We start from the raw sequence: 11,966 nt of genomic DNA, 5'->3' as shown, positions 1-11,966 counted from the left end.
CGATCAGTGCGACGCTCAGACCCAGCTGGGCGGCGCGGAGCGCCGCGGCGTAACCGCCGCTTCCGCCTCCGAGAATGACTACGTCGAAAACGGTGCTGGCGTCGTTCGCCACGTCACGTCCTCCATGGGGGAAAGAGGATGTCAGTCGGTGAGGTCGAGGGCGGCGGCGACGACGCTGTCCGTGTCGATGCCGTGGTAGCGGTAGACGTCCTGGATGGTCCCGGACTGCCCGAACCGGGTGACGCCGAGCGAGGTGACCGGCACGTTGTTGATCGTGGCCAGGAACGCCAGGGTGTGGGGGTGGCCGTCGAGGACGGTGACCAGGGGGGTGGCACGGTCGGCGGGGAAGACCTGGTCCAGGATCCGGTGCGACCCGTCCTCCAGCCCGCGCCGGGCCTGCAGGGCCCGGAAGAGCAGGTCGGGGCTGGTGACGCAGACGACGTCGGCACCGATGCCCAGCGCGGCCAGCCGGTCGGCGGCCGCCAGGGCCTCGGGGACCATCGCCCCCATCGCGGCGATGGTCACCGCCGGGGCCTCGTGCCGTCGCAGTGCGTACGCGCCGGCGACCACCTGGCGGCGGCGGCGCTCACGGGCGACCGGGTCGGCCGGCACGGCGGCCAGGGTCTGGTCCACCGGCCGGGTCGACAGCCGCAGGTAGGCCGAGCTGCCGTCCGGGCCGCCGAGCCGGTTCATGGCGTCCAGGAGGCACCACTCGGTGTCCAGGGCGAAGGCCGGTTCGTAGCTGGTGACGCCCGGCTGCTCGATGCCGAGGGACGGGGTGGTGATCGACTGGTGGGCCCCGCCCTCCGGGGCGAGGGTGACGCCCGACGGGGTGCCGACCAGGATGGACCGGCCACCGGCGTAGATGCCGAACGACCAGGGCTCCAGGGCGCGGTTGACGAACGGGTCGTAGACGACGCCGATGGGCAGGAGCGGCTGTCCCCAGCGGCTCCAGGTGGCGCCGAGCTCGCCGAGGAGTCCGACCAGGTTGGTCTCGGCGATGCCGAGTTCGAGGTGCTGGCCGGTGGGGCGCTCCCGCCAGTGCAGGATCGTCTCCGCGTCGTCGGCGAACCAGTCGGTGCGCTCGGCCGCCGACCAGATGCCGACCTTGTTGATCCAGCCGCCCAGGTTGGTCGAGGAGCTGACGTCCGGGCTGACGGTCACGATCCGTGCCGCCGCCTCGGGCGCCTGCCGGGTGAGGTCGAGCAGGACCCTGCCGAGGGCCTGCTGGGTGGTGCCGGTGCCGGACGGGGTGCGTCCGATGTCGGCGGGCACGGACGGGGACTGCTGCGCGGGGAGCTCCGCGCGCCGGAGCCGGTCGGCCGCGCGGAGGCACAGTGCGGATTCGGCGCTGCCCTCCGGGAAGCGGCCCCAGGGGTTGTCGAGGTCCGTCCCCACGCGGGCGGCCAGCTCCCGCATCTGTCCTTCGGTCAGCAGGGAGGAGTGGTTCTGCGGGTGGCCCTCGTTGGCGAGCCCGCGGCCCTTGACCGTGTAGGCGAAGATGACGGTCGGGCGCGTGTCGTCGATGGCCTCGTAGGCGTCCAGCAGCGCCCCGAGGTCGTGGCCGCCCAGGTTGCGCACCGCGGCGTGCAGTTCGGTGTCGTCCAGGTCCGCGACCAGGCGGCTGATCGGCTCGCGGGTCGAGCCGGTGCCGGGCAGGCGGTCGCGCAGCTGCTCGGGCGTGCAGCGCAGCAGCCGCTGGTACTCGGGGTTGCCCATGGCGTCCAGACGCACCCTCAGGGCGTCGCCGCCGGGGCGGGTGAACAGTTCCTGGAGCTGCTGCCCGTACTTGAGGGTGAGCACCTGCCATCCGGCGGCGGTGAACGCGCCCTGCAGCCGGTCGGCGGCGATGTCGGGGACCACCCGGTCGAGGGACTGCCGGTTGAGGTCGACGACCCACACGACCTCGCCGAGGCCGGCGACCATGGGGTCGTGGACGGCCTCCCAGATCGCGCCCTCGTCGAGTTCGGCGTCACCGAGCAGCGAGAACTGGCGGCCGTGGCCGGCCTGTCCGAAGCGGCCGTCCACGTAGCGGCGGGCGATCGCCCCCCAGATCGGCGCCGTGGCACCGATGCCCACCGATCCGGTGGAGTAGTCCACCGGGTCGGGGTCCTTGGTGCGGCTGGGGTAGCTCTGCAGGCCCCCGAGGGCGCGCAGGGTGCCCAGGTACGTCTCGTCCAGTTCACCGAGCAGGTAGTTGATCGCGTGCAGCACGGGTGAGGCGTGCGGCTTCACGGAGACGCGGTCGTCCGCGCCGAGGTGGTGGAACCAGAGCGCCGTCATGATGGACGCCATGGAGGCGCTGGACGCCTGATGGCCGCCGACCTTGAGCCCTTCGGGGTTGGGGCGCACCCGGTTCGCCTGGTCGACGATCGCCGTCGACAGCCACAGCACGCGCTGCTCGACCGCCCGAAGGGTCTCCAGCACGTCCTGCCGGGAGCGGCCCGGCGTCTCCGATCCAGCCGACGCGGCACTCATGACCATGGTCCGACACCTCCGATACCTCATCTGCGCGCCTGCCGCGTAGAATCAACTTTGTGCTTCGCAAGTAGACAGGGCACGCTTCATATGGACAACACGTGCTCAAATTGTTGAGCAATATGCTCAATGATCAAGCTGACGAGGGGTGCCCGCTTGAACACCGTGAACAGTGGCCGGACCGTCGACGCCACCGACGCCCGGATCCTTCTCGCCCTGGCGGACGAGCCGCGGGCCACGGTCCTCGCCCTGGCCCAGCGCCTGGAGCTGTCCCGCAACACCGTCCAGGCGCGGCTGGCGAAGCTGGAGCAGAGCGGCGCCCTCGGCTCCGGCGAACGCTGGGTCCTGCCCAGTGCGCTGGGCTATCCGCTCACCGCCTTCGTGACCATGCAGGTGGACCAGCACCGGCTCGCCGAGGTGTCCGACGCGCTCGCGGCCATCCCCGAGGTGGTCGAGGTCGTCGGCCTCAGCGGCGGGACGGACCTGCTCGCCCGGGTGGTCGCCGCCGACGCCGAGGACCTCTACCGGATCGCCGGGCAGATCCTCGCCAGCCCCGGCGTGGAGCGGACCAACACCGCTCTCGCGATGCGGGAGCTGGTGCCGCACCGGCTCACCCCGCTGCTGCGGCGGGTCGCCGGGGTCGAGCCTCCCCGCCACACGGCAGGGAACCGGCACCCGTCACGGTGACCGCCCGCACCGTGGCCTGACGGTCTGCGCTCAGGCCGCCCGGTCCGGGTCGCCCGGGAGCGACCCGGCCGGCCCGGGCGGCTCGGGTTCGGCCGCACCCGGAGCGACCAGGCCGATCCGGCCGCCCGCCGCGACCTGTCCGGAATTGACGGGCGACGACAGCCGCCTCGGAGAAGCCGGTGCGCCGGACCATTTCCGGCGCACCCCGCCCAGAGCATTCATGACCGCCTCGATTCACGGCTGTTGCGCACGATCGGACAAAAGCAGGGCGCGGCAGTTCCCGGATGCCTGCGCACGGTTCCGGAACCGGACCGAAAGGAAAGTCGACGGTTCCGGAACCGGCCGGGGGCGTAACGGCGATCGCCGCCCGGTGCACACACCCGGCGAGGGTGAATGTGCTGCGCCCTGCGTGGCAGCCACTGTAAGCGGTCGCTGTTATAACAGCAAGGGAGATGCGGTCGCAGGCCGCACGGACCGGGCCGGAAGACATCCGGGATCAGGCCGTGGCACGCCGCTCCGCCGCAGGTCGGAGCGGGTTCGGGCAATCGCCGGGAGAGCGGCCGGGCATGACCGGTATGGCGCCCGCCACATCTCCTGATCCGAAAACGCACCGCGGACGAGCAGATCCGCCGCCCCGGCCGGGGCCCCGAATCCCCGCCCCGCCAATACGAGGTCAATACGGCGTCAATTCGGCAGGGGCCGCGGACGCCGGCCGGGAGGTCCGCTCCGGCCTGAGCACAATGCACACTCCCCGAAGGTCCGGGGGCCCGGGATTGCGCATACTGCGCGAATTCTTCGCGGGTGCTTGTGCGCGCCGCGGCGCGGTGCTGTTCTCGTCCGCAACGACTTTCTTTCCCTGCAGCACGCGACCGGCCACGATCAGGTGGCACCGGAGCCGTGCCGCACCGGGAAGGTGAGCCCCTGTCAGGGAGAGCCCGGCCGCACCGCCCGCACCACCGCGGGCCGCGCCGGATCCCCGCCGACCGGGCCGGTCGCGCACACCACCGAACACCACCGCATGCCATGGCCCGCGCCTGCCGCCGCACCGCCGCGAAGGCGCTCAGCCCACCGGGAATTCATCGCCATGTACACCGAATGCACCTGCCAGTGCGCCCCCTCCGGGCACGACCATCTCCTCGTCTGCGCCCACACGGCCTTCCCCGGCCCGGACGCCCCCGTGGACCCCCTCTCCGCGCTCCCCGTCTGCGGCCCGTGCTCCGACGCCCGACAGGGCCGGGCACGCCCGCGGGGTCCGGGCTCCCCGGTACGGCCGGGGCTCGACGGCCCGGCCACCACGAGGCCGTTCCCGCCCGCGCCGCCGCCCGCAGCTCCGGTGACGGAGGCTCAGCACCTGCTCGCCCGGCTCCGGACGGCCCTCGGGCCGGGCACCCCGCCGCGGTGGCAGCCGACCACTCCGTGCCCGGCACCGCCGAGGCCGCCGGGCCTCCCCACCTCCATCGCTTCGATGACATGAAGGGTTCCATGGACAAGACGATCATCAATGCCGACCTCGCGGTCGCCGACATCGGCGACGGCGCCACCCTGGCCGTGGGCGGGTTCGGGCTGTGCGGCATACCGTCCGCCCTGATCTCCGCCCTGCACCGGTGCGGCACCACCCGCCTGGGCGTGGTCTCCAACAACTGCGGCACCGACGGCCACGGCCTGGGCGTGCTGCTCGCCGCCGGGCGCATCGCCCGGATCACCGGCTCCTACGTCGGCGAGAACAAGGAGTTCGCCCGGCAGTACCTCACGGGCGAGGTCGAGGTGGAGCTCGTGCCCCAGGGCACCCTGGCGGAGCGCCTACGGGCCGGCGGCTGCGGCATCCCCGCCTTCTACACGCCCGCCGGCGTGGGCACCCAGGTCGCGGAGGGCGGCATCCCCTGGCGTCACGACGCCTCCGGCGGGGTCGTCGTCACCTCCCCCCGGAAGGAGGTGCGGGCCTTCGACGGCCGCGACCACATCCTGGAGCACGGCATCACCACCGACTACGCGCTCGTCCGCGCCGCCCGCGGCGACCGGCACGGCAACCTCGTCTTCGACAGGTCCGCCCGCAACTTCAACCCGCTCGCCGCGATGGCCGGCCGCATCACGATCGCCGAGGTCGAGGAACTCGTCGAACCCGGCGAACTCGACCCCGACGAGATCCACCTGCCGGGCGTCTTCGTCCAGCGGGTCGTTCCCCTCACCTCCCGGCAGGCCGCCGACAAGCAGATCGAACGGCGCACGGTCTCCGTGCCCACGACCCGAGGGACGGTGGACTGATGGCCTGGACCCGCGACGAGATGGCCGCACGGGCGGCGGCGGAGCTGCACGACGGCGCCTACGTCAACCTCGGCATCGGCCTGCCGACCCTGGTGCCGAACCACGTGCCCGCCGGTGTGCAGGTGGTGCTCCAGTCGGAGAACGGCATCCTCGGCGTCGGCCCCTACCCGGCCGAGGACGAGGTCGACCCGGACCTGATCAACGCGGGCAAGGAGACCGTCACCGTGCTGCCGGGCGCGGCGTTCTTCGACTCCGCGCTCTCCTTCGGCATGATCCGCGGCGGCCACATCGACACCGCGATCCTCGGCGCCATGCAGGTCTCCGCCACCGGCGACCTCGCCAACTGGATGATCCCCGGAAAAATGGTCAAGGGCATGGGCGGCGCCATGGACCTCGTCCACGGCGCCCGCCGCGTCGTCGTCCTCACGGAGCACACCGCCAAGGACGGCACCCCCAAGATCGTCCAGGAGTGCACCCTGCCCCTCACCGGCAAGGCCTGCGTCCACCGCATCATCACCGACCTCGCCGTCCTCGACGTCACCCCCGACGGCCTCGTCCTCGTCGAGACCGCCCCGGGCGTCACCCCCGAGGACGTCGTCACCCGCAGCGCGGCCCCGGTGACCGTCCGGCCGTAGGTGCGGCGTGCAGCCGCGGGTGCGGCGGCGTGCGGCGCTTCCGACGACGCGACCCGGTGCCAGCGGCACCGGGTCGCGCGGCGTGAGGAAGGAGCGGGTCAGTCCGCCGAGGTCTCCAGCTCCGCCCAGATGGTCTTTCCCGACCGCCCGTACCTGCTGCCCCAGCGGCTGCTCATCTGGGCGACGAGGAAGAGCCCGCGGCCGCCCTCGTCGCCGAGGGAGGCGCGGCGCAGCCGGGGCTGGGAGTTGCTCGGGTCGTCGACCTCGCAGACCAGCACGGAGTCGCGGATGAGCCGGAGGCCGATCGGGCCGCCCGCGTACCGGATCGCGTTGGTGACCAGCTCGCTCACGATCAGCTCGACGGCGAAGTCGAGATCGCCCATCCCCCATTCGCGGACCTTGCCGCCGGCCACCGCCCTGGCGTCGGCGACCGTGGCGGGGTCGGCCGGGAACTCCCACTCGGCGATGGCGTCGGCGTGCAGCGGCCGGATGCGGGCGAGCAGCAGGGCGGTGTCGTCGTCCGCCGGGAGGCCCGCCCGCTCGGTGGTCAGGAGGTGGCAGGCCGTCTCCAGGGGGCATCCGGAGCGGTGGAGTGCGGTGATGCGGTCGGCGAGCCGGCCCACGGCCACGTCGACGTCGACGTCCCCGGCGGGTCGCCCGAGCAGGCCGTCGGTGTAGAGGGCGAGCCAGCTGCCCGGGCGCAGGTGCACGGTGGACGTCTCGAACGGCAGGCCGCCCACGCCCAGCGGCGGGCCGGGCCGCACCGGGACGGGCCGGGCGGTGCCGTCCGGTTCGGCCACGACGGGCGGCGGATGCCCGGCGCTGGCGACGGTGCACCGCTGGGTGACCGGGTCGTACAGCACGACCAGGCACGTGGCGCCCACCGTGTCGCGCTCCGCCGGGCCGGCCTCGGCGGCGAGCCGGGCCACCAGTTCGTCGAGCCGGGTGAGCAGTTCGTCCGGGGTCAGTTCGAGGTCGGCCAGTGTCTGTACGGCGGTGCGCAGCCGCCCCATGGTGGCTGCCGCGTGCAGCCCGTGTCCGAACACGTCCCCGACGATCATGGCCACCCGCAGGGAGGGCAGCGGGATCACGTCGAACCAGTCGCCGCCGATCTCCGCGCCGCCGGCCGCAGGCAGGTACCTGCCGACGGCCTCCACCACCGGGGTGTGCGTGGTGGAGGCGGGCAGCAGGCGGCGCTGCAGGGCGACGGCGGCGCGGTGCTCACGGGTGTAGCGGCGGGCGTTGTCGATGCTGAGCGAGGCGTGTGCGGCGATCTCGGTCAGCAGGTCCGCGTCCTGCTGGTCGAAGGGTTCGTCGCGGTCGATGCGCCACGCGCCGATCATGCCCAGGACCAGGCCGCGGGCGAACAGCGGGGCCACGGCCAGGTGGCGTCCGCCCTCGGGGATCAGCAGCCTGCCCAGCGGGCCTTCGCCGACGGCCTGTTCGAGCATGGCGCGGTCGGCGACGAACGTGCGCCCCTCGTTGAGGATCCGGATGACTCTCCGGTCCGGGAGCGTGGGGAAGGCGTTCCCGGGCTGGAGGAGGCCGGCCGGCCAGCCGCCTTCCGCGCGGGCCGCCGTACGGTGCAGGTGGAGGTCACCGCCGACGAACCCCCTGGGCGGCTCGTCGCCGACCAGGACGGCCTCGGCGACGTCGACCGCCGCGAGGTCCGCGAACCCGGGCACGAGGACGTCGACGATGTCCTGGGCGGTGCGCGTCACGTCCAGCGAGGGGCCGATCCGGATCGCGGCCTGGTGCCGCAGGCGCAGCCGCCGGGCGGCGAGCCACTCCTCCGTCGCGTCGGTCAGCAGCACCGTGATCCCCGACGGCCGGCCGCGGCGGTCCGTCGTCCGCAGCGCCGTCACGGAGAACGACCACTCGCGTGCCGGTTCCTCCAGGGTGCGCACGTGCTGGGCCCTGTCCACGATCGGCACCCCGGTCTTCAGTATCGTGCGCAGCCCCGCCTCCGCGGAGGCGGCGTCGGGGGCCGCCATCACGTCCGACGGCGTGCTGCCCACCGGCAGGTGCAGCCGGGTGGCGGACACGAGGTTGGTACGGGCGACGGTCAGGTCGGTGTTCCGCATCACGACGCCGACGCGGTCCTGCTCGAACAGGGCGCGCACCAGTGCCGCTCCCTGTTCGAACTCCTCCGCGCGGTCGACGGGGACGGCGAGGAGCAGACGGTGGCCGGCCCCCTCCAGCGGCAGCACGCGGCACCGGACGGCGACGGTGTGCCCGCGGGCGTGGCGCAGCAGCACCGTACCCCCGGGCAGGTGCGCCTGCGGCGGGAGGCCGCCGTCCGGTGGCACCGGTTCGGCGAACACGCGGGAGACGGGGTGGCCGCAGACCTCCTCGGCGGGCCGTCCCAGCAGGTCCGCGGCGGCCCCGGACCACTGCCTGACCGTGCCGTGATCGTCGATCAGGGCGGCCACCACGTCCGTCAGGGCGTCGTCGGCCCGGTCGGGGCCGCCGTCGTCGTGACCGTCGCAGTTCTCCACGCTGGCCCTCACCAACCGATCGGGGGCATCTATCGTCAATGTACGCCTATGTACCGTTTCGCAGGAGCCGTCGGCGGCCCTCCGGCGCACGCGGAAGTGCCCCCGCCGACGGCGGGGGCACTCGGGGCCGGGCACCCGCGGTGCGGGGTCGCGCGCGGGCGGGTGGCGGCCGGGGTCACCCGGCGTTCAGCCAGGTCCAGACGGTGGCGTAGAAGTCCGCCAGTTCCTCGGGACGGTCGTCGCCGAGCTCGTCCTGGCTGGGGACTCGTCCTTCCCGTGCGATGTTCCACGCGAGTACCGCGTAGCTGGACCGGTACCCGGCGAGTTCCTCGGGGGGGATCACGATGCTCTGGCCCGGCACCGACGGGGTGAGGGTGGCGTATTCGTAGACGGCGTCCAGCGACAGGATCCCCCAGACGTCAGCCCGTCGCTCCAGGCGGTAGTTCAGGCGGGTGCAGGAGACGAGGTCGCCCGTCACGCCGTCGATGTCGACCTGGAACCGCATGGCGAGGGACGCCTCGACGTAGGCCCGGTCGCCCCGCACGTGGACGACCGGCGCGAACATGTGGTGGAGGGCGACGGCGCCGCGCCGGGCCATCGCCGCGGATCCCGCCACGAAGCCGGATCCGTCACCGTTGTACCAGCTGAGGTGGACCGTGGAGTCCGGCCAGTACAGGGCCGCCATCTGCTCCCACCAGCCGCGGTCGCGTCCCTGACGCTCCGCCAGGACGACCTGGGTGACGAGCGCGACATCGCTGCCGCTCCCTGCGGGGTTCGCTCCTCGTGCACCGACGCCCACGTCTGCCGTTCCCATCCGGTCCTCCTGTTGCCACGGGTGCGCCCGTCGTTCGCCGGGCGGCACATCGCACTGTTGTCAACCATGTTCCTCGCCGGTGGGCGGGGGAACGGCTGCGGACGCCGCTCCTGCGCACCACCGCCGGGCCCGGCCGGCCGACGGCCTGCCGGGCCCGGAACCGCCCTCGACACGCGCCCCTCGACGCGCCCTCCGACGCGCCCCGGGCCGGCTCAGCGGTCCGCCGGCCGCAGCTTCCCGGTCAGCCGGGCCAGTTCGCCGAGCATGAGCGCCGCGGCGCCGTCCAGGACGGCGTCCGGGGCGACCCCGCCCTCGGCGGTGAGCTTGTCCCAGGCGAACGGGATGCTGACCGACTCCAGCACCGGCACCATCCGCAGCGTGGTCACGACCTGCTTGAGCTGCTGGACGGCCCGGACGCCCGCGCCGACGCCGCCGTAGCTGATGAAGCCGACCGCCTTGTCCGCCCACTCCTGGCAGAGGTAGTCCAGCGCGTTCTTCGTGACGGCGCTGTAGCCGTAGTTGTACTCCGGCGTCACCAGCACGAAGGCGTCGGCGCGCTCGACGGTCGCGCTCCAGTCCTTGGTGTGCTGGTGGACGTACTGCCGGAGCCGGGGGTGGTTCGGCTCGTCCAGGAGCGGCAGGCCCACCTCGGCGAGGTCGACGACCTCGACCTCGAAGGCCGCGTGCTCCTCGGCCGCCGCGGCGAACCACGCGGCGAACGCGGGCGCGATCCGGTTGGGCCGGGTGCTTCCGACGTGGATCTGCAGGAGGGGACGCGCGGTGGTCGACATGATGCTCCTCGGAGGCTGGCGGACGGGGATTCGTCGTACTGATCGCTGCCGGGACGGACCGCACCGGCATCCGTCCCGCTGCACCGCCGCCGCCGGGACGGTCGGGAGGCAGGACGGCCGGACGGCCGGGCGAGCAGGCCGCGGTGACGGTGACGGTCGCGGGACCGACGCCCGGGGCCCGGGGCCCGGAGCCGGGAGCGGTCCGGCGTGGGTGGCCGGCGTGGGGCGGTCCGGGGCGGAGGGGCCGGAAGCCCGGACGGGGGCCGGGAGTCACGGAGAATGCACCGCCCCGGACCACAGAACTGTTATATCATATGACACATGCGGGACAGCCGTACGGGCGCCGCCCGGCAAGCACTGTCGGCGCTACTCTGGACACCACGTTGAGCGTGAAAGCAGGAGCACTGATGAAGCCCCCCGTCCAGCCGATCGAGACCCGGTCGGTCCCGGATCTGGTCACCGCCGAACTCCGGCGCTCGATCGTCTCGGGAGACCTCGCACCCGGCGAGACGTTCTCCCTGCGCAAGATCGCCGCCATGCTCGACGTCAGCTTCATCCCGGTGCGGGAGGCGCTGCGCAACCTGGAGGGCGAGGGGCTCGTGATCACCCGGCCGGGCCGGAGCGCCTGCGTGGCACCGCTCGACCTCGACGACCTCCAGGGGATCTACCGGATCCGCCGCAACCTCGAACCCGAGCTGGCCAGCCGCTCCTGCAAGCTGATCTCCGACGCCGAGCTGGACCGGCTGCAGGCCAAGGTCGAGGACTTCGGGGATCCGCAGCACACCATCCAGACGGTCTACGACTCGCACCACGAGTTCCACGCCGCCCTGCTCGCACCCGCGGCCGGCACGTGGGAGATGCGGGTCCTCAACATGCTGTGGCGCGCCGCCGAACGCTACATCCGGATCGGCTTCAGCCGGGTCGACCCCGAGCCGGAGGACAAACTGCGCCGCCGGCACGCCCACGAGGTCCTCCTGGCGGCGTTCCGCCTGCGCGATCCCGACGCCGTCGCGGAGGCCGTGCTGGTCCACCTCACCCGGAACGAGGAGACGGCGCTGCGCGCGCTCGCCGCCATCCCCGACGTGATGGCCGCCAGGAGCTCCTGACGCACCGCCCGCTGCCGGCCGTGCGGGCGGTACGACACCGTCCGCGGGTCCGGCACGGCCGGGGCGCGGCAGGTCGCAGTCAGGCCCGCGCGGCCTGCAGCTCGCGCAGGACGTACGCGCGGAGCGTCGTCGGGGGGCGGCCGAGCAGCCAGGTCAGCACGTTCGGGTTGCCCGTGATGCCGTAGCGGCTGTAGTGCCCGAAGAGGCGGTACATGATGTCGTACGGGAACTCGGCCTCCGCCAGCCGCTGGCGCTCGGGGCTCACGAGGTCGGCGAGCGCCTCGAACTCGGCGACGACCGGACGGCCCGACAGCTCGGCGAGGACGGCGGCGATCTCGTGGCCCGTGACGTAGTCGCTGCCCGACAGCTCGTAGGTCGCGTAGTGGTGGTGCGGGTCGCCGACCACCTTCGCCGCCACCTCGGTGACGTCCTCCAGGTCGACGTGCGCGAGACGGGACTCCGCCGAGTGCGGCTTGCCGTAGACACCGGACGCGACGGTGCCGGCGACGTCGATGTTCTGCAGGTAGTGCATCGGCTGCAGGATCGTGAACGGGATCGGCGACTCGATCACGGCCCGCTCGACCGCGAGCTTGGCCTGGTGGTTGAGGAGCGCCTCGATCTGCGGGTGCACCACCGAGAACTGCACGAAGTGCTGCACGTCGTGCCGCCGCGCCTCCGCCACCACGGCACGACCG

10 protein-coding genes are annotated in these 11,966 nt (G+C 73.1%); 4 read left to right on the top strand and 6 right to left on the bottom strand.

Features of this window, described 5'->3' with window-relative positions; genetic code table 11:
* A partial coding sequence (locus tag SNE206_RS39305) for an FAD-dependent oxidoreductase (RefSeq protein ID WP_407916277.1) occupies positions 1 to 112 on the bottom strand: 112 nt, incomplete at its 3' end.
* 29 nt (positions 113 to 141) lie between these two features.
* On the bottom strand, positions 142 to 2,484 hold the full coding sequence (locus tag SNE206_RS39300) for a transketolase-like TK C-terminal-containing protein (RefSeq protein ID WP_407918396.1): 2,343 nt from the start codon (positions 2,482 to 2,484) through the stop codon (positions 142 to 144).
* A gap of 123 nt (positions 2,485 to 2,607) precedes the next feature.
* Here SNE206_RS39300 and SNE206_RS39295 point away from each other — a divergent pair, with 123 nt between their 5' ends.
* The 3 genes from SNE206_RS39295 to SNE206_RS39285 all read left to right on the top strand — a co-directional run bounded on the left by SNE206_RS39295 (position 2,608) and on the right by SNE206_RS39285 (position 6,062).
* A complete protein-coding gene (locus SNE206_RS39295; RefSeq protein WP_407918395.1) occupies positions 2,608 to 3,165 on the top strand; it encodes an Lrp/AsnC family transcriptional regulator in 558 nt (185 codons plus the stop codon).
* Between the two features lie 1,482 nt (positions 3,166 to 4,647).
* A complete protein-coding gene (locus SNE206_RS39290) occupies positions 4,648 to 5,427 on the top strand; it encodes a CoA transferase subunit A (protein ID WP_407918394.1) in 780 nt (259 codons plus the stop codon).
* Positions 5,427 to 6,062 carry a CoA transferase subunit B gene (locus tag SNE206_RS39285; RefSeq protein WP_407918393.1) on the top strand — a complete coding sequence of 212 codons (636 nt, stop codon included), beginning with the start codon at positions 5,427 to 5,429 and terminating at the stop codon, positions 6,060 to 6,062. The genes SNE206_RS39290 and SNE206_RS39285 overlap by 1 nt, the downstream gene beginning before the upstream one ends.
* 98 nt (positions 6,063 to 6,160) lie before the next feature.
* Here the strand turns inward: SNE206_RS39285 and SNE206_RS39280 are convergent, their stop codons facing one another.
* The 3 genes from SNE206_RS39280 to SNE206_RS39270 all read right to left on the bottom strand — a co-directional run bounded on the left by SNE206_RS39280 (position 6,161) and on the right by SNE206_RS39270 (position 10,165).
* Positions 6,161 to 8,572, bottom strand: coding sequence for a SpoIIE family protein phosphatase (locus SNE206_RS39280; protein ID WP_407918392.1), 2,412 nt, complete (start codon positions 8,570 to 8,572; stop codon positions 6,161 to 6,163).
* Between the two features lie 163 nt (positions 8,573 to 8,735).
* Complete coding sequence (locus SNE206_RS39275; protein ID WP_407918391.1) at positions 8,736 to 9,374, bottom strand: nuclear transport factor 2 family protein; 639 nt, start codon at positions 9,372 to 9,374, stop codon at positions 8,736 to 8,738.
* Positions 9,375 to 9,586: 212 nt separating this feature from the next.
* Complete coding sequence (locus SNE206_RS39270) at positions 9,587 to 10,165, bottom strand: NADPH-dependent FMN reductase (protein WP_407918390.1); 579 nt, start codon at positions 10,163 to 10,165, stop codon at positions 9,587 to 9,589.
* Between the two features lie 407 nt (positions 10,166 to 10,572).
* Between SNE206_RS39270 and SNE206_RS39265 the strand changes: the two genes are divergently transcribed.
* Positions 10,573 to 11,271, top strand: a complete 699-nt coding sequence (locus tag SNE206_RS39265) for a GntR family transcriptional regulator (protein ID WP_407918389.1) — start codon at positions 10,573 to 10,575, stop codon at positions 11,269 to 11,271.
* Between the two features lie 79 nt (positions 11,272 to 11,350).
* On the opposite strand, the gene SNE206_RS39260 is transcribed toward SNE206_RS39265, so the two are convergent.
* Positions 11,351 to 11,966, bottom strand: a 616-nt coding sequence (locus tag SNE206_RS39260) for an NmrA family NAD(P)-binding protein (RefSeq protein WP_407918388.1), incomplete at its 5' end; no start/stop codon positions are given.

The organism is Kitasatospora sp. NE20-6, from assembly GCF_045862635.1.
The sequence above is the reverse complement of the archived record's forward strand: the minus strand, read 5'-3'. Positions and strand labels throughout refer to the sequence as shown.

Excerpts from the sequence above, each read along its gene's own strand:
- SNE206_RS39300 (WP_407918396.1), bottom strand. The coding sequence starts at position 2,484 with ATGGTCATGAGTGCCGCGTCGGCTGGATCGGAGACGCCGGGCCGCTCC.
- SNE206_RS39265 (WP_407918389.1), top strand. The coding sequence starts at position 10,573 with ATGAAGCCCCCCGTCCAGCCGATCGAGACCCGGTCGGTCCCGGATCTG.
- SNE206_RS39270 (WP_407918390.1), bottom strand. The coding sequence starts at position 10,165 with ATGTCGACCACCGCGCGTCCCCTCCTGCAGATCCACGTCGGAAGCACC.
- SNE206_RS39275 (WP_407918391.1), bottom strand. The coding sequence starts at position 9,374 with ATGGGAACGGCAGACGTGGGCGTCGGTGCACGAGGAGCGAACCCCGCA.
- SNE206_RS39285 (WP_407918393.1), top strand. The coding sequence starts at position 5,427 with ATGGCCTGGACCCGCGACGAGATGGCCGCACGGGCGGCGGCGGAGCTG.
- SNE206_RS39290 (WP_407918394.1), top strand. The coding sequence starts at position 4,648 with ATGGACAAGACGATCATCAATGCCGACCTCGCGGTCGCCGACATCGGC.
- SNE206_RS39295 (WP_407918395.1), top strand. The coding sequence starts at position 2,608 with ATGATCAAGCTGACGAGGGGTGCCCGCTTGAACACCGTGAACAGTGGC.